The sequence below is a fragment of the Glutamicibacter sp. JC586 genome, from assembly GCF_009805585.1.
Classification (GTDB): Bacteria; Actinomycetota; Actinomycetes; order Actinomycetales; family Micrococcaceae; genus Glutamicibacter.
Genome location: NZ_VHIN01000006.1, coordinates 38556 through 63499, shown reverse-complemented (window position 1 = coordinate 63499; position 24944 = coordinate 38556). Strand labels below are relative to the sequence as shown.

18 protein-coding genes are annotated in these 24944 nt (G+C 55.9%); 10 read left to right on the top strand and 8 right to left on the bottom strand.

Annotated elements, in window-relative coordinates:
• Positions 1-54: 54 nt before the first annotated feature.
• The 5 genes from FJV47_RS06205 to FJV47_RS06185 are packed head-to-tail and all read right to left on the bottom strand — an operon-like array spanning position 55 to position 6603.
• Positions 55-1149: a Xaa-Pro peptidase family protein gene (locus tag FJV47_RS06205; protein ID WP_159611103.1), complete on the bottom strand. Its 1095-nt coding sequence runs from the start codon at positions 1147-1149 to the stop codon at positions 55-57.
• Positions 1150-1160: 11 nt separating this feature from the next.
• Positions 1161-3281: a DUF6807 family protein gene (locus tag FJV47_RS06200; RefSeq protein ID WP_159611101.1), complete on the bottom strand. Its 2121-nt coding sequence runs from the start codon at positions 3279-3281 to the stop codon at positions 1161-1163.
• A gap of 30 nt (positions 3282-3311) precedes the next feature.
• Positions 3312-4220, bottom strand: coding sequence for a sugar phosphate isomerase/epimerase (locus FJV47_RS06195; protein ID WP_159611099.1), 909 nt, complete (start codon positions 4218-4220; stop codon positions 3312-3314).
• Positions 4217-5470 (bottom strand): dihydrodipicolinate synthase family protein, encoded by a 1254-nt coding sequence (locus FJV47_RS06190; RefSeq protein ID WP_159611097.1) that lies wholly within the window; start codon positions 5468-5470, stop codon positions 4217-4219. Before FJV47_RS06190 ends, FJV47_RS06195 begins: the two co-directional genes overlap by 4 nt.
• Entirely contained in the window at positions 5467-6603 is a 1137-nt protein-coding gene (locus FJV47_RS06185) for a Gfo/Idh/MocA family protein (protein ID WP_370514960.1), read from the bottom strand. Before FJV47_RS06185 ends, FJV47_RS06190 begins: the two co-directional genes overlap by 4 nt.
• 174 nt (positions 6604-6777) lie before the next feature.
• On the opposite strand from FJV47_RS06185, the gene FJV47_RS06180 reads away from it, so the two are divergent.
• Together FJV47_RS06180 and FJV47_RS06175 are read left to right on the top strand one after the other, a co-directional pair.
• A complete protein-coding gene (locus FJV47_RS06180; RefSeq protein WP_159611095.1) occupies positions 6778-7800 on the top strand; it encodes a LacI family DNA-binding transcriptional regulator in 1023 nt (340 codons plus the stop codon).
• A gap of 171 nt (positions 7801-7971) precedes the next feature.
• Positions 7972-9288, top strand: a complete 1317-nt coding sequence (locus tag FJV47_RS06175; RefSeq protein ID WP_159611093.1) for an ABC transporter substrate-binding protein — start codon at positions 7972-7974, stop codon at positions 9286-9288.
• Between the two features lie 62 nt (positions 9289-9350).
• Here FJV47_RS06175 and FJV47_RS06170 read toward each other — a convergent pair whose 3' ends face one another.
• Positions 9351-10364 (bottom strand): hypothetical protein, encoded by a 1014-nt coding sequence (locus tag FJV47_RS06170; RefSeq protein ID WP_159611091.1) that lies wholly within the window; start codon positions 10362-10364, stop codon positions 9351-9353.
• A 56-nt stretch (positions 10365-10420) separates the two neighbouring features.
• Here FJV47_RS06170 and FJV47_RS06165 point away from each other — a divergent pair, with 56 nt between their 5' ends.
• From FJV47_RS06165 to FJV47_RS06130, 8 genes are all read left to right on the top strand, one after another.
• The gene (locus tag FJV47_RS06165; protein ID WP_159611089.1) at positions 10421-13609 is read left to right on the top strand and encodes a beta-phosphoglucomutase family hydrolase; all 3189 of its coding nucleotides are present in this window, start codon (positions 10421-10423) and stop codon (positions 13607-13609) included.
• A 385-nt stretch (positions 13610-13994) separates the two neighbouring features.
• A complete protein-coding gene (locus FJV47_RS06160) occupies positions 13995-15674 on the top strand; it encodes an iron ABC transporter permease (protein WP_200831961.1) in 1680 nt (559 codons plus the stop codon).
• A gap of 45 nt (positions 15675-15719) precedes the next feature.
• Positions 15720-16877, top strand: a complete 1158-nt coding sequence (locus FJV47_RS06155; RefSeq protein ID WP_159611086.1) for an ABC transporter substrate-binding protein — start codon at positions 15720-15722, stop codon at positions 16875-16877.
• A 23-nt stretch (positions 16878-16900) separates the two neighbouring features.
• The gene (locus FJV47_RS06150) at positions 16901-17980 is read left to right on the top strand and encodes an ABC transporter ATP-binding protein (protein WP_159611084.1); all 1080 of its coding nucleotides are present in this window, start codon (positions 16901-16903) and stop codon (positions 17978-17980) included.
• Positions 17977-18744 (top strand): HAD family hydrolase, encoded by a 768-nt coding sequence (locus FJV47_RS06145; protein ID WP_159611082.1) that lies wholly within the window; start codon positions 17977-17979, stop codon positions 18742-18744. The genes FJV47_RS06150 and FJV47_RS06145 overlap by 4 nt, the downstream gene beginning before the upstream one ends.
• On the top strand, positions 18737-19561 hold the full coding sequence (locus FJV47_RS06140; RefSeq protein ID WP_200831960.1) for an inositol monophosphatase family protein: 825 nt from the start codon (positions 18737-18739) through the stop codon (positions 19559-19561). Before FJV47_RS06145 ends, FJV47_RS06140 begins: the two co-directional genes overlap by 8 nt.
• Position 19562: 1 nt before the next feature.
• Positions 19563-20558 (top strand): LacI family DNA-binding transcriptional regulator, encoded by a 996-nt coding sequence (locus FJV47_RS06135; RefSeq protein WP_159611080.1) that lies wholly within the window; start codon positions 19563-19565, stop codon positions 20556-20558.
• Between the two features lie 33 nt (positions 20559-20591).
• Positions 20592-21980 (top strand): histidine-type phosphatase, encoded by a 1389-nt coding sequence (locus FJV47_RS06130; RefSeq protein WP_159611078.1) that lies wholly within the window; start codon positions 20592-20594, stop codon positions 21978-21980.
• A gap of 55 nt (positions 21981-22035) precedes the next feature.
• Here FJV47_RS06130 and FJV47_RS06125 read toward each other — a convergent pair whose 3' ends face one another.
• Both FJV47_RS06125 and FJV47_RS06120 read right to left on the bottom strand, forming a co-directional pair.
• Complete coding sequence (locus FJV47_RS06125) at positions 22036-23442, bottom strand: sugar porter family MFS transporter (protein ID WP_159611076.1); 1407 nt, start codon at positions 23440-23442, stop codon at positions 22036-22038.
• A gap of 222 nt (positions 23443-23664) precedes the next feature.
• A complete protein-coding gene (locus FJV47_RS06120; protein ID WP_159611074.1) occupies positions 23665-24942 on the bottom strand; it encodes a uracil-xanthine permease family protein in 1278 nt (425 codons plus the stop codon).
• Positions 24943-24944: the final 2 nt, after the last annotated feature.

Below are 24944 nucleotides of genomic sequence, written 5' to 3'. Positions count from 1 at the left end.
AACCGGTGGGAGCAAGTCAGCTGACTTGCTCCCACCGGTTTTTTGCCTTACCACCTAGCGTTGTAGCACTTCGGGTCTGGGCAGCCCATTAACTATTGTGGATGGCCAACGCGGATCAGTACTGAGTACCTCGATAGAGCCAGAATCGGTCAGTAGCATGGTGTCCTCAACCTTAAACATCAGCCCATCGCGTTGGGCGCTCGGGTTGAAAGCGAATGCCTGATTGGTCTGAAAGCGGTCAGTGGCTCCCGGAACCAGACGTGGTTCTCGCCCGTTATATCCCGCGATTCCACCTTGATGATGACGGGTCCATTCCCTTTCGTCAAAGCCATGGGCCGGATAAGCTCGCTGGATTACGGGCAATAGTTGCCCGAGTTTCATGTCAGGTTTTATGCCGGAGATGATTTCTGCTTCCACGCCGAGAATATCGGCTTCACCGGCGAGTTCTTCCGCGGTGGGAGTATCGAACCGGACCCAGCGCGTGAGGTTGGTAATTAGCCCTTGGCGTCGTACGCACAAAACTGCCATAGCCTTGTGACCCAACGGAGCACTCGTAGGCAAAGGGTGACGGTAATCTGCACGAGAGGCAGAACCAACAAGTGCCACCAACACTTCTGCGCCAAGTGCTATTACACCGGCGGAAAGCTTAGCTGCGAGACAAAATTCGGTGTCGTCTTTGGACGCGACGGAGAGCACGTCAGTCATTACCGCAGCGGTGTCCTGAGACAACTGCCGATAGCGTTGCACCTCGCTGGGTGACAAAGCTGTGCGCAAGGCACGAAGTTCGGGCTCGACTTGAGATTCGGACAGGATCGTCCAGTCAGAAGCTTCGGGGAACCACGTACCGAGATCATCAATTGATTCGTACCACTCACTGACGTGGAATTTCACCGACAATTCTTCGCCGACTTCTTCGTCTTTAACTCGCTGGATTTCGCTAGTGGACGTGGCCAGTTCGCAACCTTTGACATGTACCAATACTCTTAGCACCGCTGGTGCAGCAAGGGAAACATGAGTACGGGCACCTTCAAGGAACCATGCCAGTGATGCCGGAGTTGATAACATCAGCGCGTGGGCGCCGCGGGCTCGGATGAGTTCAATGAGTTGAGTATGCTTTGTTGCGTATGTATTTGATTCCAGCGTCGGCATAAGTGAACTTTCTAGTGGTCTCTACCAAATTCGTGGAACAGCGTGGAAGCCGTAGATTTATCACACCGACCATCAATGGCCACTACTCGGATTTGACGGGTCAGCGACGCACCTGGATTTAGCACGACCGGTGAATCCCAAGCCAAGGCACTTCCCACCCCGGGATATCCAGAGCTTCTGACGAACCACGGATCATTATCGTCGCTGCAGAACAAGAGCGTTGCCTCTCCATGTCCCGTGCCGCGTTCTTCAAGGCTGACCGACTGAGCGGAAAATTCTGCGGTGAACGCTAACCAAGGGGTGCGCGTCCCATGGACTAGTTCTTCACCTGAATTCGATTCCGTGAAAATTTCTGCGCCGTTGGCCTTGGGCAGCCTCCAGAAGAAACCGCCGTATCCACCGTTGCGCCGACCATTAGAGCCAGGAGAACCGATGGACACGGTCTCGTTTAGGGCTTTGAGGGTGAAACTAAAATCCATAATCCACCCATGTGTCTGTGTGGCTGAATGGGTGAAGGCATGGAAATCTACCGTGCGATGTTCTTCGAGCAACACTTGCTGGTCATGGCCGACCCACTCCAGATGCGAACTGAGAGAAGCCGTGTTGCGGTCGAATGAATTCGAGATTGTTCTGATGTGCCCGTGATCGTGGCGCCATACATATCGTGCGTCGGCACGGGTATAGGTCCGTCCGCCCCAGAAATTATTTCCATTGACATCTTGCAGTGCTACTCCAACCCCGAGATGCCAGGTGTGATCCAGAGGTTGTTGATCGCTGATATGTACGCCGCCCAAAGTTTTTAACTCGTCGAGGAAAGGGCGAGGTGAGTTGGTGACAGAGATATCCTTGCCGGTGCGGAGCCTAGCGATGCTCTGTTGCTGGCCAGTGACAGGATTGTTCAGTGAAAGTTTTCCACTGGCGTCGGGGCGTGTAGCCCAAGGGGCTGCAAGTGAAGAAAAATCCGATTGTGCGGCTACAGCTCGATTGATGAACTCTTCGATATCTGGGATGACCGGATGGAATTCATCGCCCTCTCCGGTGGCGATGACATGTTCAGGCCCAATGGATGCTGGCTCGGTTCCGGTGCGAATTTGCTCGAGTACTCGCATGAACGCGCCAGAAGATTCGAGGGAGCTGAGCAGTCGCGGCGCCGTTCCTGCCCGGACCTCAACGAGATTTTCGAGCAGATTGACGCGGTTGAATTTCTTGGATGTCTCAGGGAGCTGAGAATCTGGATTGGGGCGAATGACCAGTTCATCACGGGTGTAATACAAGACTGCCGAGCCTTCGGTGCCATAGATAGTAATCCACGGATCCTGCTGTTCCTCAGCGCAGACAGTCAAGGCTGCAGTCACGGGGATACCCGTTCTGGTTTGGATTCTCACTACTGAGGTGTCATCGGCTTCAATTTCGTGTGCGTGATAGAGATCTGTGGCGATCGAAACGACGTCATCAGCGCGCCGTGCACCGGCAATCCGCAAAGCGCTCGCGACCGCGTGGGCTAGAGGGTTGGTGACAACACCGTCGGCAATCTCGATTCCGTTGAGCTGGCGATGCCCAGCCCATGGGGAACGGTTGTAATAGCCTGTGGTGCGTTGCCAGTTTCCGCTCGCCCCCACTGCTCGAAGCTCACCAATAGGTAAATCTGGTGATCCGACCGAAAAGAGTTCATCAACAGCAGTGAGCGCTAGGGATCCCAGAGCTTGAAAACCCACTTGAACTCTGACCCCAGCTTCTTGTGCAGCCTTGAGTAAGATCTCGTACTGCTCCAGCGTTGCTGTCGGCGGTTTTTCCAAATATAGGTTTGCGCCGGTCTGCAACGCCTTCATGGCTAGATCAGCATGGGTACTAATCGGGGTCGAGATAATGATGATCTCTGCTTTGAGACCCGATTCAAGGAACTCTTCAAAGGTGGAGAAAATTTCAGTGTCTTCGCCACGAACCAGAACCCCAGGGTCCTTGGGGTCAACACCAGCTAGGAATTGTAGCTTCTGTTCTCCCACCAAGCGGTGGATGTTTGTTAGGTGCTGACGACCAAAACCATTCAGGCCAACCAGTACCACCGCAGGAGCTGTTGACGATAGTTTGGAACGCTGCTCAAGGCCGGCGTCTGAGGTGGTGTGCTGGTTCATGGTGCTCCTCTGGGAATTCGCGAAGTCAGATCAGTTTATGGCGCTCGCCGGCTGGATGCCGGCAGCTTGTTCCAGATGCGGAAGGACCAACGACTCATAACGCTCACCCATGGTGTTCAGTGTCAGATGAGCGTCCTGGGAATTGATCTGGTCATTAAAGATTTCGACTTCCACCGGACCGCGATAACCAGCGGTGGCCACCCAACGTGAAATGGTCTCGAAATCAATGTGCCCATCACCCATCATTCCGCGTGACTGCAGCGCATTGCTAGCAATAGGTAGATTGAAGTCGCAGATTTGATAGCTAACGAGGCGACGCTCGTGGCCGGCACGTTGGATCTGCTGATGCAACTGCGGATCCCAAAAAACGTGGAAGGTATCAACGACAACGCCGACCGCTTCAGCAGGATGTGCGGTGGCCAGGTCCAACGCCTGACCTAAGGTTGAGAGCACGGCCCGATCAACTGCGTACATCGGGTGTAACGCTTCAAGGACGAGACAAATGCCGTGTTCCAAAGCTAGCGGAACGAGCTGATCAAGAGCTCGTGCAACGCGGTCACGCGCGGCAACGATGTTCTTATCGGCCGGGTCGCCAGTCCCACCGAGTATGTGCGCCGCCGAAGGTAGGCCACCAACAACCATGATCAAATTATTGGCCCCAATGGTGGCGGCTTCCTCGATGGCTTTTCGGTTGGATTTTAGGGCTTCTTGCTGTCCCTGCTCGGAAGCGGCCGTCAAGAATCCACCACGACATAAGGTGCTGGCCTGAAGTCCACCTTCGGCGATGATGGTGGCCGAACGCTGCGCCCCACCAGCTTCGTCCAGTAGGTGGCGCCAGGGCCCGATGTGGGTTAGACCGGCGGTAGCCGCGGCTTCGACGGCCTGTTCCAGGCTGAGGTTAGGGGTGGTGCCGGTGTTCAGTGAAAGTTCGAAACTCATGACACTCCTGTCAGTGATCGGTCTGGTGCCTTGATTCCGTATACAGCTAGGAGTTGTTCCATGCGTTCGGCAGCCAGTTGTGGTTTCAGCAGTAGTCCGGCTGAATCGGCCAAAACAAAGGTCCGGACTAGGTGAGGTAGAGAGCGTCCGGCGTGTAGCCCACCCACCATCTGGAAACCACTTTGGTGGCCATTTAGCCAAGAAAGGAAGGCGATTCCGGTCTTGTAGTAGAAAGTCGGGGCACTGAAGACGTGTAGTCCCAGTTCCCGGGTGGAGTCCAAGATTGCGCGACCTCGGGTGGAATCCCCGGCATCGAAGGCTTGTAACGCCGTTGAGGCTGCAGGATAGATTGCTGCGAAGATCCCCAGTAGCGCATCGGAGTGGAGTTCACCGTCGCCATCAATGAGTTCTGGATAGTTGAAGTCGTCCCCGGTGTAGAGCCTGACCCCAGCAGGCAGAGCCGTACGAAGTTGTTTCTCGTGTTCTGAATTGAGCAAAGAGACTTTGACGCCGTCAATTTTTTCCGAGTATTCCTCCAAGATGGATTGGAAGACCTCGGTTGATTCGGCAAGGTCAAAGGTGCCCCAATAACCGGCCAACTGAGGGTCAAACATCTCGCCCAGCCAGTGCAGGATAACTGGTTCCTGCGCTGCTTCTAGCAGAGTTCCGTAGACCTGACGGTAGTCCTCAGGGGTGCGTGCGGCCTTAGCTAATGCGCGGGAGCACATCAGAATGGATTTTGCTCCCGACCCTTCTACCAGGCGAAGCATTTCAAGGTAGGCGTCAATAACAAGTTGTAATTGGCCAGGCTCCACGGAATCGGTTGCCAGTTGGTCGGTTCCGACTCCGCAAGCGAGTATGTCACGCACTCCAAGCCCGGCAAGAGCAGGATAGCGATTCTCTTGGACAACGAGGGCGGCTTCTTGAGCAGATCGAGTGACTAGATCGCACGTGGCTGAATAGTCCAACCCCATGCCACGCTGTGCCGTATCCATCGCGTCGGCAACGCCTAGTCCGTAAGACCAGAGCTCGTGGCGGTACCCGAGTGTGGCGTTCCAATCGATCACCGCGGGCGACCCGGGGGTGTTGTCGGCTCCCATATTTGGGATGACATGTGCTGCTGCATAGACCTTGCGGGAGGCGATGGGGGCTTGCGGACGGCTGAAGTTCCCGGGGCCTTTCATCGTGTAGGTGAAGGCTTGTCCGTGTTCGTCAACCAACGTGAGTTCTGGGAAGTTCAGCTCCTTCATAGCGTAATCTCCGGAATGTCTAGGGTCCGGCGTTCGGCGGCTGACTGCAGTCCTAGGGTTGCCAGCTGAACACCACGTGCAGCGGAGAGGAGTCCATATTTATGTTCACGTCCTGCCGCGACGTCAGCGAGGAAGTCTTCCCACTGTAATTTGAATCCGTTATCTAGATCGGCGTTGGCTGGTACTTCTAACCACTGGTCACGGAAGGACTCCGTGACAGGCAGGTCAGGGTTCCATACGGGTTTCGGAGTGTGGGCACGTTGCTGGGCCACGCACTTGTTCAAGCCGGCAACGGCAGAACCGTGGGTCCCATCGATTTGGAATTCAACTAATTCGTCGCGGTAAACGCGTACCGCCCACGAAGAATTGATTTGCGCGATCACCGGATCGCCTGCTGGAGTTTCCAGTTCAAAAATGCCGTAGGCTGCATCGTCTGCAGTAGCCGTGTAGGGCTCGCCCTCTTCGTCCCAGCGTGTTGGAATGTGGGTGGCGGTAGTTGAAGTCACGGTCTTGACCTGACCGATGATTCCTTCCAGAACATAATTCCAGTGACAGTACATGTCCGTGGTCATCGAACCACCGTCTTTGAGTCGGTAGTTCCATGACGGCCGTTGAGCTTCTTGGATTTCTCCTTCGAAGACCCAATATCCAAACTCTCCTCGCAGCGAGAGAATTCTTCCGAAGAACCCTTCATCTACCAACCGCCGTAGCTTAACTAGGCCCGGCAAGTAGAGCTTGTCATGGACTACGCCGGCGGTGATTCCCTTATCTTGAGCTTGTCGAGCAAGATCAATTGCGTCGCTGAGGGTTTCGGCTGTCGGTTTTTCAGTGAAGATATGTTTGCCTGCAGCGATGGCCTTTGACAGAGTGTCGTACCTCAAAGAGGTCATCGATGCGTCAAAGATGATGTCGATGCTCGGATCGTCAATGAGTGAATCAAGGTCGGTGCTGAAGTGTTCTACATGGTGCTTTTGAGCTAGATCGCGCAACTTATCTTCGTTGCGCCCAACGAGGATCGGCTCCACAGTGAGCTTGGATCCGTCTGCCAGTGTGATGCCACCTTGATCGCGGATGGGAAGAATCGAACGCAGTAGGTGCTGGCGGTAGCCCATGCGGCCGGTAATGCCATTCATGGCAATGCGGAGAACTTTGGTATTCGTCACGATAAGCTCCTGGGCTGAAGTGAGACATGGAAACAGATTTGGGAATGCGCTTTCCACGATAGTGATGCAATATTGGAGTGTCAACCATTGGTGTTTTTGAAAGATAAGCTTGTGCTGGCCCGAAGCGGATGATAAGGATTTGAGATGGCTATTCGACTAACTGACGTCGCTAATGAAGCGGGTGTTTCCTTGGCGACGGCGTCGCGCGTACTTAACGGTTCCGCAAGAAAACCTGCTCCTGAAATCTCAGACAAAGTCCGTGCGGCTGCGGAGAAACTTGGGTATTTTCCCAATGCTCAAGCGCAAGCGCTTGCCCGCGCTTCCACTAAGTTGGTCGGGCTGGTTGTGCGAGATATCGCGGACCCATATTTCTCAACAATTGCCCGGGGAGTTCAGCGCGGCCTAGGTGATAGTGGAACACAAGTCCTACTTGCGAGCACTGATTCGGATCCGACCCGGGAAATTGAAGCGGTGAGGGCATTTATGTCCCAGCGGACCGACGCAATTATCCTCTCCGGTTCTCGCGGGATGTCTGAGGATGAACAGCTCCTTCGGCTCATTGAGAGTTACCAAGAAAATGGTGGCCAGGTAGTGGTTATTGGGCAGCCGCTAGCGACTACTGGTGGGATCCAAATAGATAATGCGAAGACATCCGAAAACCTTGCCGGAGAACTAATTCGAGCGGGTCACAGGTCCTTCGTGGTGCTTTCTGGTGACAGGAATCTGTTGACCTCGGCGGACCGCGCCAATGGTTTCCTGACTAAGCTCAAGCGGACTGGGCTAAGTGCTGTTGACGTGATTCACGGAGCGTTCTCCCGTGAGGGTGCATATATGGCGATGAGTGACTTCCTGGCTTCGCACGCAGCTGAGATCTCAAACCAACAGCTCTGCGTATTTTGTGTTTCTGACGTTATGGCCCTCGGCGCACTGCGTGCGATCAGAGAAAGAGGCCTTCGCGTCCCCGAAGATATCGCGGTTGTCGGTTTTGATGATATTCCAACGTTGGAGGACGTCATACCTTCAATTAGCACCGCCCATCTACCACTAGAAGAAATTGGCCGTTGGGCTGGTGAAATGGTGCTCAGTCATGGTGATGCGCGGAAAATGGTGGTCACTGGAACTCCGGTATTACGTGAATCCACAGAATTTTTCACGAGACTACCGTGATGCCAATCGGGTATGGAGTCATGCCCAATTGTTATTGACTGATTCCGCTGCACCACTTGACTCGTGATGGGTGTCACACATAGATTGTTTGGCAAGCGCTTTCCGAAAAGCTGAAAATGATACCCAGCTACCGAATCGGCGCACTTTCAGGCCCACTCAAGGAGGAGTCTCATGGACCAGCAGGAACAGTCGAAGAAAAGTCGAAAATATCTTGGCGCTCGTTTGAGTAAGTCTGTCGCACTTCTCGCGGTCGCGGCATTGGCCCTATCGGGGTGTGGGGGCAGCGGCAACGCAGATAGCTCCGATGGAAAAACGGTGCTTCGCTTCTCTTGGTGGGGCTCAGATTCAAGAGCGCAGGCCACCAATCAAATCATCGAAGCGTTTGAAGCTGAGAATCCGGACATTGACGTCCAAGGCGAATTCTCTGACTGGAGCGGCTACTGGGACAAGCTAGCAACGCAGGTGGCCTCCAACGACGCTCCTGACATTATTCAGATGGATGACAAGTTCCTGCGTGAATACGCTGACCGCGGGGCCTTGCTGGACCTGACCGGTGTGGATGTCTCCAAGTTTGAAGAAGTCTCAATCACCAACGGTACAACCGACGATGGACTTGTAGGCATTACCACTGGCATCAATTCCTTTACCTTGACTGCCAATCCAAAGCTGCTGGCCGAGGTGGGTATCGAAATGCCCGATGACAAGACTTGGACCTGGGACGATTACCGCGAGATCACCGAAAAAGTCAGCAAGGAATCCGATGGTAAGTATGGTGCCGAAGCACCTAACGAACCGGCCGGTCTGCAAACTTGGCTGCGACAAGACGGCAAACATCTAACCGGAGCCAATGGCGATTTAGAATTCACCGCGGAAGATTTGACCAAATATTTCCAGCATCACAAGGATCTTCTTGATGGCGGAACCTACCCTAAGGCCTCAGTTCTGGCCGAAAACCAGAACGCTGGCCCCGACCGCTCAATGACCGGTACGGGAGTGGCGGCCTTTGGCATGTGGTGGAGTAACCAGCTTGGCGGACTATCGGCAGCGGTAGGCTCGGATCTGGTGCCACTGCGACTGCCAAGTCATACAGGTAAGGCCGAAGATAATGGCCTCTGGTACAAGTCATCGATGATGATGTCAGGCTACGGTCGCACAAAGCACCCGGAAGAAGTAAAGAAATTCATCGACTTCATGGTTAACTCGCCAGAAGCAGGCAAGCTAAACAAGATGGACAGAGGACTGCCGGCAAATACGGACGTCCGTAAAGAAGTGGTCGCCGACCTCGACTCAATTGAGACTGCTTCAGCTAAGTTCGTCACCAGCCTTGAAAAGGAATTGAAAGATACCGAAGCGATCCCACCGATGGGCTTCAGCGCGGTTCAAGACGTGCTCTACCGATACGAGATGGAAGTCTTCTTCGGACGACAAAGCGTCAGTGATGCCGCACAAAACGCTTATAAAGAAATTCAAGCAGCAGTGTCCAAATAAAAACAGAACTTCGGGCCCCTGATCAGGGGCCCGAAGTTCGTTAAAGAACTAAGCGCTCTAACCTACGCTAGATCCAGCGTTCCAAGAACGGCGGGAGCATATTCTCGTAGCTTGTCATCGTCAGCATCCAGCAATAGGCGCAGCCAGGTCTCGTGCTGAGACAGTGGAGCGACCAGGCACGCTGGGTCGATCAGCTCGTACAGTTCATCGGCGGTGCCGTAAGCCGCAAACTGATCCAAGTAGGAGAACAACACCTGCATGACTCGCTCGTCATTGGTGTCACAATCCCAAGCTTCGGTCATTGCCTGAAGAGCAACATTTAGGGACGAGAATGGGTGAGCCCAATGCGCCGAAGACAGGTTCAAGATGCGTCCGTGTTCGCCCGCCTGGCCGGGAACAACCACCTGGGAAAGATCAAAGTTGCCATGTTCCAGGCTCAGCGGTACCGGTCCGTCATGCAAGATGCTGCAGGCACGTGATAGTTCGTCGATGTGACCGGCCAGGTGATCTGCGTGAGCACCATCAATATGCAATGGGTGCTCGGGTGGCAACGAAACATGCATCATCAATGCCTGCTCAAATTGCTCTGGCAGGAACTGCGGGTCCACCACGGTCACCCCGGAGTCGAAAAATTCATCTTCGTGGCCCATTAGAGCGACTTGGAAGGAGCCTAGGGAAGCCATGGCCATCTCCCAGTGCTCCACGGAGTCACCAAGATCGGCCAGCGAATGACCAAAATCAGGACTGAGCATGTAACCTGCACTGCGATCCACGGCTAGTGGTACCACCACACGGTCGGGCAAAAATTGGCCCGCGGTCACCGTGATGGCCGGTTCGGCAGCCAGCCCAGGGGCGTTGGCAGTAAAAATCAGATCAGCTGCATCGGTCTTCACCGAGGCCTGAATCTGGTGCAATTGAGCAGGCGCGAACTGAGGGGGAGCGGTGCGCTTAATCCCGTAGGCCTCGCATGCTGAGTCGATCCATTGTGCGGTCGACTCACGCCAGGTATCGCTGTTGAACAAATCTATCCACTGTGCCACATTCTTATCGTAGTATGTCGATGCAAACGTGTTCACTTGCTACCGTATGGACTACGGCTAGTAATTTGCTCCTCTTTCGAAGGATTTCGATCGTGAACGCTTATCGACCTGAGTACCGACACCGTGATTACAAAGCCGTCCTCTTTGATTTGGATGGTGTGATCACCCCGACCGCGTTGCTTCATCGCAAGGCGTGGCATGAACTCTTCACCGCCTTTTTTGACCAATACCCGGGCGTGGCCAGTTACACCGACCAAGACTATTTTGAGTTGCTTGACGGACGCCCACGGTATGACGCGGTCCAAGCCACACTTGCTTCACGCGGCATAGAACTTCCGTGGGGCACCGTGGATGATCCGGCGGGCCAAGACACCGTCTGTGCCTTGGGCAATATGAAAAACGACAAGTTCACCGAAGTGCTCACGCGTGACGGGATTGAGCCCTATGCGGGTTCGGTGGCTTTCCTCAAGCAAGTCCTGGATGCCGGGCTAGACGTTGCCGTGGTGTCTTCCTCACGCAATGCACGCACGGTGTTGGCCGCCGCTGGCTTGGAGGAACACTTCCCGATGGTGATGAGCGGACAAGAAGCCGCCACCCGGTCTCTGCCTGGCAAGCCCGCCCCAGACACCTTCCTAGCTGCCGCCGCTGACCTGGGCTGGCGCCCCGAAGAATGTGTGGTCATTGAAGATGCCACCAGCGGAGTGGCCGCTGCGCGCGCCGGTGGTTTTGGTGTGATCGGTGTGGCACGGGAAGACAATGAGGCTGAACTACTTGAAGCAGGAGCCCACTTTGTCATCGAAGACCTGGCAGAACTAGCCACCGAGGAATCGGCCACGGCATGGGAAACCGACCCTTGGTCGTTGCTGCGCGATGAAAACCGAGACACCGATGGCGCTCAAGATACCGTCTTCTCTCTCGGTAACGGTTTCCTTGGTTCACGGGCCGCCCAGCTGGGTCTCGGTGACCAAAGTGGGGGCACGTTCATCAACGGATTGCATGAGGCCTGGGAGATTCGGCACGCAGAAAGTGCTTTCGGCCTAGCCGAAACCGGACAGACCATGATCAGCGCGCCAGACTTTCGAACCATGCGCGTATTCATCAACGATGAGGCCCTGGAAGTCGGGCGTACCGAGATGTTGAACGACGAGCTACGTTTGGACTTCCGCGACGGCACCCTGTGCGCCCGCACCTTGTGGCGTACCGCAGAGGGGCACCGCGTCGCGGTAATGGCTCGCAGCATGATTTCCTTCACTGACCGTCACTTAGCACTCCAGGATGTCCACGTACGCCTACTCGACGCTCCGGCGCGCGTGCTCGTGCAGTCTTCGGTCATTGGCTACAGTTCCGCGCGTACCGTCGCAACTCCGGCGGAGACTGACGCGTCGAATGCTGGGGTTTGGGACCCACGCAAGAGTGAAGAAGCCAGCGTTAACCCGCTGCGTCCAGCCGGTAATTCGGTGAATGATTCGCGGCTCGGCGTCTCCTATCAAGTCCCAGGTTCAGGGATGTCGGTAGCCACGGTGGTGGAACACAAAGTCGCCACCACCGGTGGGGCGCAGCAGGATCTGCACATCACCCGAAATAGCGCCGAGGAGCGAGCCGATGAGGTCATCAGCGCCCGACTTGAGACCGGCCAAGGAATTCGTGTCTCCAAGTTCGCGGTCTACAACTGTTCGCGCCGCCATCCGGCCCAAGAAATGCTGCTACGTTCAGATCGTGCGCTGGATCATTTGGTAGAACAGGGCATGGACGAGCACCTACGCACCCAGCGCGCATTCATGGCCGATTTCTGGAAGCGTAGCGATGTTGTGGTGGAAACCGACGACACAACCATGCAACGCAAGATCCGTTGGAATCTTTTCCAGTTGGCTCAGGCTGCCGGTCGTGCTGACGGGCTAGGAATTAGCGCCAAGGGCGTGAGCGGCAACGGTTATTCCGGACACTACTTCTGGGATACAGAAATCTATGTGATGCCGTTCTTGACCTATACCAACCAGCAATGGGCGCGTAATACCCTGCGAGCCAGGGTGGCGATGATTCCGGCGGCTACCCGCCGGGCCAGGATCATGAATGAGGAAGGGTTGCTCTTCCCATGGCGCACCATCAACGGTGAAGAAGCCAGCGCCTACTACCCAGCAGGAACTGCGCAGTATCACATCAACGCGGACGTCGTTTATTCGCTGAACCGCTACCTGAGCGTGATGGATGATGATGAATTCCTGCTCGCTGGTGGAGCTGAGATCTTGGTAGGAACCGCCCGAATGTGGGCTTCGTTGGGTTTCTGGCGCGGTCAGGAAGGCAACGAGCGTTTCCATATTCACGGGGTGACCGGTCCTGATGAGTACACTGCGGTGGTCAACGACAACCTATATACCAATGTCATGGCGCGGTTTAACCTTCGCCGAAGCGCCCAACTGCTCACCGAACTGGCCTTGGCGCACCCCGAACGCTATGCCAAGTTGGCTGAGTCGTTGAAACTTGAAGCCGAGGAAATTGCCTTGTGGCTCAAGGCGGCGGACTGCATGCACATTCCGTACTCGGAATCGGTGGGTATTCACCCGCAGGATGAGCACTTTTTGAACCGTGAAGTGTGGGATCTGGAAAACACCGGACCTGATAAGCGACCACTACTGCTGCACTATCACCCACTGGTGATCTACCGTTTCCAGGTGATCAAGCAGGCCGACGCGGTGCTGGCCCTGTGGCTTCGCTCCAGTGACTTCACCGCCGAACAAAAGCTTGCGGACTTTAACTACTATGATCCGCTGACTACGGGAGACTCCACGCTCTCTGCCACGGTGCAGTCAATATTGGCTGCCGAAGTGGGTTACCGCGAACTGTCGTGGGAATACTTCGAACATGCGCTGAACGTGGATTTGGAGAACTTGCACGGTAATACCGGGGACGGGATTCATGTGGCCTCCACCGGTGGTGTGTGGTCCGCGCTGATTTACGGTTTTGCCGGATTGCGCGATGACGATGACCGGCTGTGCTTTGACCCGCGCCTGCCTGAGCAGTGGCGTTCAATTAGCTTCAACCTAGCCTGGCACGGCATGAGTATTGCGGTGCGCTTGGAGAAGGACTCTATCCAGTTCACCCTTGAAGGAGCCCACTCCCGCCCGATCTGGGTTCGCGACGAGCAAATAGATCTATTTCCTGGGCAGTCGATCACGATTCCCCTGGCGGATCAGGGTCCGGTGCGTGTTGGGCGTCCGACCTTAGATAAGGTCCTTGAAGTGCAAAGCGAGGCGGGGATCGATGTACCCCGCAAGGCTTGGTAGAACGCAAATTCTTCTAAGTAGTGCAAGCTGACAAGGGCTGCCCTTCCTATAAGAGCGGCAGCCCTTGTTGGCATCAGCGTTTTTAAGATCCCTCAGATGGGAACGTTCCACAAGCAGTATCGAATCGTTCACCTTTATGCCATCTACGCGTCGTTTAGCCTCCCTAATCTCGTGATTGTGCCCGGGAATTCTCCCTGCTGGCATGAGGCACGGCGAGCACGCGGAGGATTTGATGGCACTGCTTACGCCACAAAGGGAACGTTCCACATCAGCTAAATCAACACAAGATTCACCGCGTTACCGCGCCAGAATTATTCTTCGTCACCCAGCTACGTTGCTTGGGGTCCTTCTTCTATTGATATTTGGGTACCTCATCCTTGCCCCAGTGATTTCCCTGTTACTAGGTGCGATCCAGGTGGGATTTGGCGATGAAGCGAAGGCTGGAGCATCAGCCGGGACGCTCACCGGATATTACCTTGACCGAGTTTTTTCCTCCCCCGTCTCGGACATTATTTTTTACACGCCGCTGCTCAATACCCTCTGGGTTTCACTGTGCTCGATGCTTATCGCGCTGGCAGTGGGAGTTCCCGTGGCCTGGCTACTGGTCCGCACCGATTTACCCGCCCGGAGATGGTTCGCTAGCGCGCTGATCGTTCCTTATATGCTGCCGGCCTGGACCTTCGCCTTGGCCTGGACCACGATCTTCCGAAACCGCAGCAACGCCGGCCAACAAGGCTGGATGGAAACCCTCGGCTGGGAACCGCCGAATTGGTTGGCTTACGGCCCAGTTCCGATAATCGTGATCTTTTCCCTGCACTTCACACCGTTTGTGATCCTTCTAGTCTCCAACGCCCTGAAAAATCTTCCTGGGCAACTCGATGAGGCCGCTCGGATCAGTGGCGCCAGTGCACAACAACGGTGGTGGCGGGTGACCTTGCCCCTGCTACGCCCTGCTCTTCTCTCCGCGGCTACCCTCATGTTCGCCAAAGCCATCGGCGAATTTGGTGTGGCCTATGTTCTGGGACTTCCGGCAGGATTTCAGGTTCTGTCCACCACGTTGCACCAAAGTATCTCAACCCAGCAATCTGGAATCGCCGCGGTGATCGCCGCCGTGATGGTGGCCTTAGGCGGCATCTCACTGATGGTTGATCTGAGGTTCCTGCGCGAGGCCCAACGCTTTACAACCCTTAACGGCAAGGCAACGCTCACCCAAACTGAACCGTTGATCCGTTGGCGTATTCCGGCGTTGGCCGTGGTTAGCCTGCTCTTCACTATTTCAGTACTGATACCGCTAGGCACTTTGGTACTTTCCACCGTGATGCGGGTTCCGGGGGACTTTTCCGTACAAAACTTCACCGCGGATTATTGGATAGGCCATGATCTCCCAACCGTTGGTTTCAGCCAAGGCGTATTGGTTTCGGCCGCAACCTGGCGTGCAGTGTGGAATACCGTGTGGATGGTGGGCCTAGCGGCATTATGCACTGGCCTACTCGGGTTGCTCGTGGGATATGTAGTGGTGCGCTCTCCCCTGCGACAGTTGGGCACGGCACTGCGCGTGATCACCTTCATGCCTTACCTCGTTCCCGGACTAGCCTTTGCGGTAGCTTATCTCTCCCTCTTCGCGGTGCCCCGTGGCCCCATCCCGGCGCTGTATGGCACGGCAACCATTCTGATTTTGATCATGATCGCCGACGAAATGCCCTTTGCTTCCCGGGCCGGGGTCACTGCCATGATGCAGCTCGGGGCGGAAAGCGAAGAAGCAGCTCAGAGTCTTGGTGCACGGTTCGGCTATCGCCTACGCACGGTAATACTGCCCATGGTGCGTAGTTCGTTGGCCAGCGCAACCCTGCTGCCCTTCGTCTCCGGAGTTCAAGGATTGAGTCTGGTGATTATCTTGGCGACGCCAGGTACGGAACTCATGACCACGCTGTCCATGACTCTCATCGACTTCGGTTATAGCCATGCCGCCAACGCGGTAGTGGTCATGATCTGCGCAATAGCCCTCTTGGGCACCTGGGCGACACAGAAACTCTTTCGAAGCAACCTGGCAGATTCGCTGGGTTGAGCCAAACATCATCCACCGCAGTACCAATATCTAAGGAGCCTCACCATGAGCACTACATCAACTCACCGATGGACCACCGTTGTGGGCCTAGGGCTGAGCGCCCTGTTGTTCACCGGCTGCGCTGGCCAGGCCCCGGCGGCCACCACTGCACCCGTGGCCCAGTCTGCTGAAGATTTTGATCTGGACCAACTAATCTCAGCAGCTAAGGCAGAAGGCCCGATTACCATTTACGACAGCACTTCCAAGGTAGAAGACATGGCTGCTGCTTTTACCAAGGCTTACGGGATCAAAGCCACCGGCGTGAAAACTGATGCGGCCGAAGCCATTGAAAAAGTGACCCGGGAAGCACAGGCCGGAAATGTGGTTGGGGACGTCGTGGCGATTTCTGATCTACCCGCGGTCAAAAACCAGCTGTTGCCCAATAACTTTGTCACCAACTGGGTCCCGGCAGACCTAGCCCCGAATATCGATGCTTCGATGCAAGAACCATTGGTCATGATTACCGACCCGAGCTTCTGGACCTATAACACCGAGGCTTTTAATACCTGCCCAGCAACCAACATATGGGACTTCACCACGGAGAAATTCACTAAGAAGGTCGCCTTCCAGGACCCCGTCGGTGATAACGGGGCTCTGGACTGGTACAGCCAGATGGCACAGTTCGGTGACCAGCAACTCCGCGATGCCTATAAGGAAGCATTCGGTGAGGACCTGGTAACCGACAAGGATTCGGCCGCTGCAGAATGGGTTTCTCGAATGGCTGCCAATCAGCCGATCCTTACCAAATCCAGTGAAGAGGCTTCCGAAGCGGTGGGAGCAGGCGGGCAGGATGATCCTCCGATGGCACTGATGTCCAGCGCGAAGTACCGAAATATTGAGGAAAAGGGTTACTCCCTTGGTGTGTGTGAAGGGTTGGTTCCATGGGTGGGCAAGGCCTCGCCTAAGTCACTGACTATTGCCTCGGGTAGCAAGAGCCCCAATGCCGCCAAGCTCTTTGTACACTTCGTACTGACTCAAGAGGGCATCGAACCTCAGATCTCCGATGGAAAGATCTCGGCAAACTCGTCGATCAAACAGCCTGAAGACGCTGCCCATGTAGGAAAACACCTCAATGAAATCTTCCAGTTTGATAACGCTGGGCTGGAAACCGACTGGGCATCACGCGAAATCTGGCAAGACCTGTGGCGCACCTCGGCCAAGTAAAAGCACAGCGACAAGGAGTTCATATGGAGCCGATGATCAGTTTGCGAGGCTTGGGCAAAACATACTCTGGGAGCCGCCGCCCGAGCGTACAGGACGTAGACCTTGAGGTGGAACGAGGGGAGTTCCTATGCCTGCTGGGACCGTCGGGGTGCGGCAAGTCCACAACACTACGCATGATCGCAGGGCTGGAACATCCCACAACCGGCGAAATTGTGGTGAACGGGACCACCTTCGACGACGTGCCCGGAGGTAAGTGTGTTCCTGCCGAGCGCCGCGGACTCGGATTGGTGTTCCAGAACTACGCGCTATGGCCGCACCTCAATGTCAAAGACAACGTGGGTTTTGCCCCGCGCGTGCAAAAGCTAGCCAAAGCCGAACGTGCAACCCTTGTGGACCAGGCCCTGGCGACCTTGTCGATTAGCGAATTAGCTGACCGCTACCCCGGGGAGCTCTCCGGCGGGCAGCAACAGCGTGTGGCCATTGCCCGAACACTGGCAGCACGCCCGCAGGTGATGCTCTTAGATGAGCCGCTCTCCAACCTCGATGCCCGACTGCGTCTAGAAATGCGTGCAGAATTTCAGCGGCTCCATCGGGATACCGGTAACACGATGGTTTTTGTAACCCACGACCAATTTGAGGCCATGACCTTGGCTACCAGAATTGTGGTGATGGATCAGGGACGGATCCAACAGGTCGGATCCCCCAGCGAGATCTACGATTCCCCAGCCAATCGGTTTGTCGCAGAATTCATGGGAAGTCCACCGATGAACATCATTGAATCGGGGCACAACCAATCCGCAGATACCTGGATGAAGTCAATGGACTCCACCGCAACGTCACTGGGTATCCGGCCTGAAGACCTGCACATCACCACGACGCCGACGCCCGGGAAATTCTCCTTGTCCGTAACGGTCAGTGCACTACTGCCCACCGGTGGTTCGTGGATTATCGAGCTGAGTGACGGTGAGCGGCGTTACTTCGCCACCTCACAGCAACGCCCAGCGCTCGCCGAGGGACAACAGGTGCAGGCCCTCGCACAGAAACTGCACCTCTTTGATGCCACGGGAGAACGCGTGAGAAATGTAGAGGCGGTAGCAGCATGAGCTTGCAAGCATTGCCCAAAGGCCTACTTTTAGATTTCGGCGGAGTCATTGTCAACAGCGAAAAACCGGCGAACTGGCAGCAATTGGTGGCCGATGAGTTCCTGGTACTGATCGGATCAGAACCCATGGTCTCACGCGACCGGTTGATCGCAGACATCACCGCCGGGGCGGTGGCCGCTGGGCTCTGGCGCAATGCCATGTCCCGGCCGCGCCACCCCAAAGAACTAGACCAGCACACCTACGTTTTGGACTTCATCGCCGCGGACTGGCCCGAAGAAGCTCGTCGTACCATCGAAGCTCACTATCAGCAGCTGTGCTACCTGATCAGCTTCACCAAGGAGCACCGCGAACTACGTGAGGGTATCACCGAGCTATTGGCCTGGTGCGCAAAAATCGACTTGCCGGTGGCAGTGGTCTCCAATGCCATGTGTGGGCAGGTGCACCGCGACTATCTGGCAGAACAAAAGCTCAGCGACTATTTTGTTGCCGAACTGTATTCCGATGAGTGTGAGCTGCGTAAACCCAACCCGGACTTCCTGCATCTGGGTGCCCAGGCGCTGGGGCTGAGTGCCGCCGACTGCTGGTATGTCGGGGACCACCTGGATCGCGATGTCCTATGCGGGGTGCGCGCCGGGATTGGTGGCAACGTGCTGATGCCCTCCCCGGGAAGCGCCAAACGCCCCTACACCGTTGAGGTGACTGCCGACCTCGTGGTCGCCACACCCCAAGAATTACTGAATGAAATGAGAAAGTACAGTGCCTGAACTGCCCAGCCTCCTGCGTACCACCGCCGAAGAAGCCGCCCTTCTCGCCGGAGAATATTTGCAAAAGGTATTCCGCGGTCAGATGGACATCGACTACAAGCGCGACCGCCACGACCTGGTCACCGAACATGACCGAGCCGCCGAAGAGTTGATTGTGCCGTTTTTGCTAGAACGTGATCCTAGCTGGCGAATCATCGGTGAAGAAGGTGGAGCCCAGGGCGGGCAAGGCCCGGTGACCTGGTATGTGGATCCAATCGATGGCACCTCCAACTTTGCTCAGGGTCTAGCTTTCTTCTGTGTCTCTATCGGAGTCGCCGTGGATGGCGAACTGGTGGCCGGGGCGATCTTTGATCCGATAGCACGACGACTCTTTAGCGCCGATCATGAACATGCCTACCTAGATGGTCAGATCCTGCGCACCCCGGCGACACAGCCGGCAGCGGCAGCGACCATGATCACTGGGTACCCCACGGCCCGGGATCTCGAAGCTGATAGGGAGACTGCATTGGGTCACTTTGGTGATCTCGCTGAGGCGTTCTCCTCACTGCGGCGCACCGGTTCAGGCGCATTGACCCTGGCCCATGTGGCCGCCGGATGGGTGGACTGTGCCTTTGGTGGTTCGGTGAATCCTTGGGATGTGGCCGCTGGTGCGTTGATTGTCCAACGCGCCGGAGGCAGCTATCAGCCACTGTTGCTCGACGCGGGAGAAATGGGCGAACACCTTGCCCCGGCGTTCGTCGCCCAGGGGCCCGGTGCGCACTACCCGGCACTGGACCATTTTGTCGAGGAATTCACCCGCATTCGGGTTGGTAGCTGAGATGGTAGCGGAACTGACGGCCGGTCGCCGCCCGACCATTATTGATGTGGCCAAACGTGCTGGAGTCTCCAAGTCTTTGGCCTCCCGGGCGCTCCGCGGGGACGGCGGAGTGAGCGCGAATAATCGTGATCTAGTGCTCGATGCTGCCCAAGAGTTAGGCTATCGCCCTAATTCAGCGGCGCGTTCACTGGTGCGCGGGGTCTCCGGGCTGGTGGGAGTGGTGCTCAATCAGCTCGATAACCAACACCACACCGGAATTGTTCAGGGAGTCCAGACTCGCGCCAAGGAACTGAATGCGCGGGTGATTATCGGCAATGGTGGACAGAATCCCGAAGAGTTAGAACGCCAAATCGACACCATGATCGAGTTGCGGGTTGATGGGTTGGTCATTGTTTCTTCGTGGGTTCCACGTCAGGTGTTGGAACGTGCCGGCAGTGAGGTCCCGACGGTGGTGCTCACCCATTTGGCGGATCCACCCGCGCAGGTGGACACCATCGCCAGCGACGATGTCTCTGGTGCCCAACTAGCGGTAGAACATTTGGTTCAGGCCGGGCACCAGCGCATCGCCTATCTCTCTCGCTCCGCCAGCGCGACCAGCCACGCACGTATCGATGGGGTGGTCCTGGCCCTTGAAGCAGCCAAGCTGCCGTGCACCATTCTTCAGGTGGAGAGCGGAGAAGACATAAACCTAGAGCAGCTCAGCGCCAGCGGGATAGATGCGGTGCTGTGCAATAACGACCTAACGGCCGCTGAAGTGATCCGGTTGGCCCATGAACAGCAGGTTCAGGTGCCCGGGCAACTAGCGGTGATCGGCTATGACAACACGGCCCTAGCCCGATTGCTCTACCCCAGCCTCACCAGTATCGACCAGCCGCAGGTCGATATGGGCCGCCGGGCCGTGGACGCGATTGCCGAACGCACCGCCGGACGTACTCAAGCACTGCGCGAGCTCTACACCCCGCAACTGGTGGCTCGCGCCTCAACTGCACAACCCTAAAATCACTCATCACTCTCACCCAAGGAGCAATGCATGGCCAAGTACACTCGTTTCACCTCACTAGCACTGGCAGGGGTGATGCTCGCCCTGACCGGATGCAGCGCACCGAGCCAAGCCGCCCATGACGATCAGGCGGCACGCCTGGCCTTGGGTACCAAGGCCACCTATCCCGCCCCAGTACAAGATGTGCAGTATTCGCAGCCACCAGAAGAGTTCGAACCAGTACTCATTGAGCATGTGGCCCGACATGGTTCACGATTGCTCTCGAGCAAAAAATACGACGACCTCATCACCCAACTGTGGGAAATGGCTAAGAAAGAAAACGCCCTGACCGAAACCGGAGAACGCTTGGGTCCGGTGGTTGCGCAGATTACCGCGGTGCACGAAAAGGTTGGCTACGGAATGCTAAGCACCGAGGGAGAACACGAGCATCAGCAGATGGCTGAACGCGCCTACGAACGTATGGAGGGGCTTTTCGAGGGCGCCGAAGACGAGCAGAAGAAGATCAACATCGTGACCTCCGGTGTGGACCGTGCCGTGGATAGCGCGCAAAATTTTTCGCAGGGACTAGTTGAAGAAGATCAGGATATTAAGCCACTGATCAGTGAACCACGCACGGACAAAAAGCTGCTGTATTTCCATGACACAGATCAGGCCTACAACGACTTCATCGACAATGACCCGGTTCTGGTTGAGACCTTGGAGAAGGTTGAAGAGGATCCGCAGATCGTTGACGCATCCAAGCATGTGCTCTCGCGACTCTTTACCGAAGAGTTCATTACCAAGCTTGATAGTGGAGCCATTGATTTGGTGGACCGCGGCAAAGGCGAGAAGCATCTGGAAAGCGTAGTGGATGCAGCCATGTACCTTTACGAGTTGTATGTGATCTCTCCGGGTATGGGTGAGGACTACCAAGTCGACTTCGGTGAATTCCTCACCAGCGAAGACGCGCTAGTGCTCTCGCGGGTCTCAGAAGCCGAAGACTTCTACGAAAAGGGACCGAGCATTGCCGGCAACGATGTCACCTACAAGATGGCCGACGTGTTGCTAACGGACATGCTTGATGCGGTAGCTGGGGTGCGTGAGGGTAAGACCACCCAGGCTGCAGATTTCCGCTTTGCCCACGCAGAGGAACTCATTCCGTTGGCGGCACTGCTCAAGCTACCAGGTAGTGAAGAACAACAGCCAGCAGATACGTTGTTCAGTTATGACACTAATGAGTGGCGTGGTGCGGAAGTTGCCCCAATGGGGGCGAACATCCAGTGGGATGTATTTTCAAATGACGATCAGCAGGTGATTGTTCGGATGTTGTATAACGAAAAGGAAATCCCGTTCGGCTTTGATTGCAAGCCCGTTGAAGAGGGTAGCTTCTTTTATGAAGATACAGAGCTTGAACGGTGCCTGAGCAAACTCACTGAATGAAGGTAGTAAAAAGCACGGCGGAGCATGCTCCGCCGTGCTTCTGAGTACGTTACGTTTACAGCTTCATGTCTTCCAGGGTGCGTCCCTTGGTTTCCTTGACCATGAAGATCACGAAGATCAAGGAGAGTAATGCGAAGACCGCGTAGATGCCGTAGGCCAGGGCCAGACCTGCGTCGGCCAGGGCCGGGAAGGTGGTGGAAACAACGAAGTTGGCGATCCACTGCGCGGCGGCTGCCACACCCAAGGCCATGGCTCGGATGGAGTTCGGGAAGATTTCCCCGAGCAGTACCCATACCGCTGGACCCCAAGTGGCACCGAAGCCCACAACAAACAGGTTCGCCGAAACCAGGGCGATGATGCCCCAGCTACCAGGCAGGGAGACGGCACCGTCGACGGTGACCGACTGGGCGAAGGCAATAGCCATCATGCCCAAAGACAGGGTCATAATTGCCGAACCGATGGTCAGTAGCAGCTTACGTCCAAGCACGTCGATCAGCAGCACTGCCACGACGGTGGCCACGACGTTGGTGATCGAAGTAATCAGTGAAATCGTGAACGAATCCGATTCAGCGAAGCCTACTGACTTCCACAGCGTAGTGGAGTAGTAGAAGATCACGTTGATGCCAACAAACTGCTGGAAAACCGAAAGTAGAATACCGGTCCAGACCAGTGGGTGGAAGCCGAAGCGGCCCAAAAGGTCCTTAAACTTCTGACGGTTTTCTACGTGCACGGTAGAGCGAATCTCTTCGATCTTCTGCTCGGTTTCTGTGCCTGGGGTCATGCCCATATCGCGGGTCAGAACCGCAGCAGCTTCAACCACGCGTCCACGCTCAACGAGGTAGCGAGGAGACTCGGGAAGACGAAGTGCCATAAGCCCGTAGATCACTGCTGGAACTACCAGCGAGAGGTACATCCAACGCCAAGCAGCCAGACCGAACAGGCCGGTGGCATCGGCAGAGCCCATGACGAAGACCAGCAGCGCGCTGACCAAGAATGCTACGAAGATGCCCAATACGATGGCCATCTGTTGCATGGTGCCCAGACGGCCGCGGACGGCTGCTGGGGAAATTTCGGCGATGTAGGCCGGAGCAATTACCGAAGCGAAGCCCACGCCAATGCCGCCGACAATACGCCAAACGATCAGGTCAACTGCGCTGAAGCACAGGCCACAGCCGATGGCCGAGATGATGAGGAGGGCGGAGGCGAACACCATGGTGCGTACGCGTCCCACACGTTGGGAGACCATGCCGGCCACCCAAGCCCCTAGTGCTGCACCGAGTAAGGCGCAGGAAACAGTGAAACCGATGGTTACCGCGTTGAGCCCGAATTCGTGCTCGACAGCGTCCACGGTGCCGTTAACGATTGATGAGTCATATCCAAAAACGAACCCACCTAGTGCCGCCCCAAGGGCGATAAAGATGAGTCGCGCGGAGAGTTTTCCGTCTGATGTTGTCGCAGTCACAATGAGCCATGCTATCCGATTTGGATGGTATGAAAATCACTTATTTTCAGTTTTTTGTGGGATAACCGTCACATTTTGGAAGGAGTCCTTACATGAGACGTTCAGGAAGGGTGAATCCCTACTATCTCTCATGCCTAACCAGCCGGGAGATTACAACAAAAAATCGGTCGGTGTCGCGAAAAAACTCGCGGCGCCGACCGATCAAAAAATATTCTTAATCTCTCAAGATTGCTTCGACACTTCGGCAGGGTCGAAACCACGAAGCTTGGCTACCAGGCTCATCAAGTGGAAGACGACCAACGTGGCGATCGACCCCAGGGCGATACCACCGAGCTGGATCTGCCCGAAGGTGATGTCACTGGTGACCGCGATAGCGATGATCAAACCCGTACCAGCTGTCATCAGGTTGACCGGATTGCCAAAATCAACCTTCGCTTCGATCCACAAGCGGGCACCAACAATACCGATCATGCCGTACAGGACAATGCCCAAACCGCCGATAACACCCACTGGAATGGTGCCCACTAGTGCGCCGAACTTTGGCAGGAAGGCCAAAGCCATAGCAACAATGGCCGCTACCCAATAGGCTGCGGTGGAGTACACGCGTGATGCAGCCATCACGCCGATGTTCTCTGCATAGGTAGTTGTCGCAGAGCCGCCGCCGAGTCCAGCGAGAACAGTGCCTGCACCATCAGCCATTAACGCGCGTCCGTTGAACTTTGAGAGGTCTCGGCCGGTCATCACACCCACGGTACGCACGTGTCCAATGTTCTCAGCAATCAACACAAAGACCGCAGGTAGGAACATTAGCGCGGTGTCCAGATGAAAGGTTGGAGTGGTGAACTGTGGCAGGCCAACCCAGTCAGCTTTGGCGACTGCACTGAAATCAACCTGACCCTGCACCAATGCGAGCAAGTAACCAAGAACCAACCCGACCAGAATCGACAGGCGTCCCAGCAAGCCCTTGAAGGCCACGGTGGCTACCACCGTGAAGATCACCGTCAGGAAGGTGGTCAGTGGGAAGTCGGTCATTGGTGCCAAGGTTGCACTAGCCAAGTTCAGGCCAATCAGCGCAACAATGGTACCCATGACTACCGGGGGCATCAGAGTGTGAATCCACGCCGTGCCGGTGACCTGCACAATCAGACCCACCACAAAGAGCAATGCACCGGTCATCACGATTCCGCCCAGCGCACCAGCCATACTGTGTGACTGGGTGGTGGAGATGACCGGAGCAATCAACGCGAAGGACGAGCCAAGGTAGCTAGGCACCTTGTTCTTAGTCATCAGCAAGAAGATAATGGTGGCCAAGCCGGTGAACAGCAAGGTGGTGGTGACCGGGAAACCGGTCAACGTAGGTACCAAAATGCTGGACCCGAACATGGCCAAGATGTGCTGGGCTCCAATGGAAATGGTCTGCGGCCAGTGCAAGCGCTCATCGGGGGCAACAACCTCGCCCGGGCTGATGGTCTTTCCATTGCCGTGAATGCTCCAGCTCATAC

Bases quoted from the DNA above. Each gene is read 5' to 3' on its own strand.
- FJV47_RS06205 (WP_159611103.1), bottom strand. From the start codon at position 1,149: ATGCCGACGCTGGAATCAAATACATACGCAACAAAGCATACTCAACTC.
- FJV47_RS06200 (WP_159611101.1), bottom strand. From the start codon at position 3,281: ATGAACCAGCACACCACCTCAGACGCCGGCCTTGAGCAGCGTTCCAAA.
- FJV47_RS06195 (WP_159611099.1), bottom strand. From the start codon at position 4,220: ATGAGTTTCGAACTTTCACTGAACACCGGCACCACCCCTAACCTCAGC.
- FJV47_RS06190 (WP_159611097.1), bottom strand. From the start codon at position 5,470: ATGAAGGAGCTGAACTTCCCAGAACTCACGTTGGTTGACGAACACGGA.
- FJV47_RS06185 (WP_370514960.1), bottom strand. From the start codon at position 6,603: ATGAATGGCATTACCGGCCGCATGGGCTACCGCCAGCACCTACTGCGT.
- FJV47_RS06180 (WP_159611095.1), top strand. From the start codon at position 6,778: ATGGCTATTCGACTAACTGACGTCGCTAATGAAGCGGGTGTTTCCTTG.
- FJV47_RS06175 (WP_159611093.1), top strand. From the start codon at position 7,972: ATGGACCAGCAGGAACAGTCGAAGAAAAGTCGAAAATATCTTGGCGCT.
- FJV47_RS06155 (WP_159611086.1), top strand. From the start codon at position 15,720: ATGAGCACTACATCAACTCACCGATGGACCACCGTTGTGGGCCTAGGG.
- FJV47_RS06150 (WP_159611084.1), top strand. From the start codon at position 16,901: ATGGAGCCGATGATCAGTTTGCGAGGCTTGGGCAAAACATACTCTGGG.
- FJV47_RS06145 (WP_159611082.1), top strand. From the start codon at position 17,977: ATGAGCTTGCAAGCATTGCCCAAAGGCCTACTTTTAGATTTCGGCGGA.
- FJV47_RS06135 (WP_159611080.1), top strand. From the start codon at position 19,563: ATGGTAGCGGAACTGACGGCCGGTCGCCGCCCGACCATTATTGATGTG.
- FJV47_RS06130 (WP_159611078.1), top strand. From the start codon at position 20,592: ATGGCCAAGTACACTCGTTTCACCTCACTAGCACTGGCAGGGGTGATG.
- FJV47_RS06120 (WP_159611074.1), bottom strand. From the start codon at position 24,942: ATGAGCTGGAGCATTCACGGCAATGGAAAGACCATCAGCCCGGGCGAG.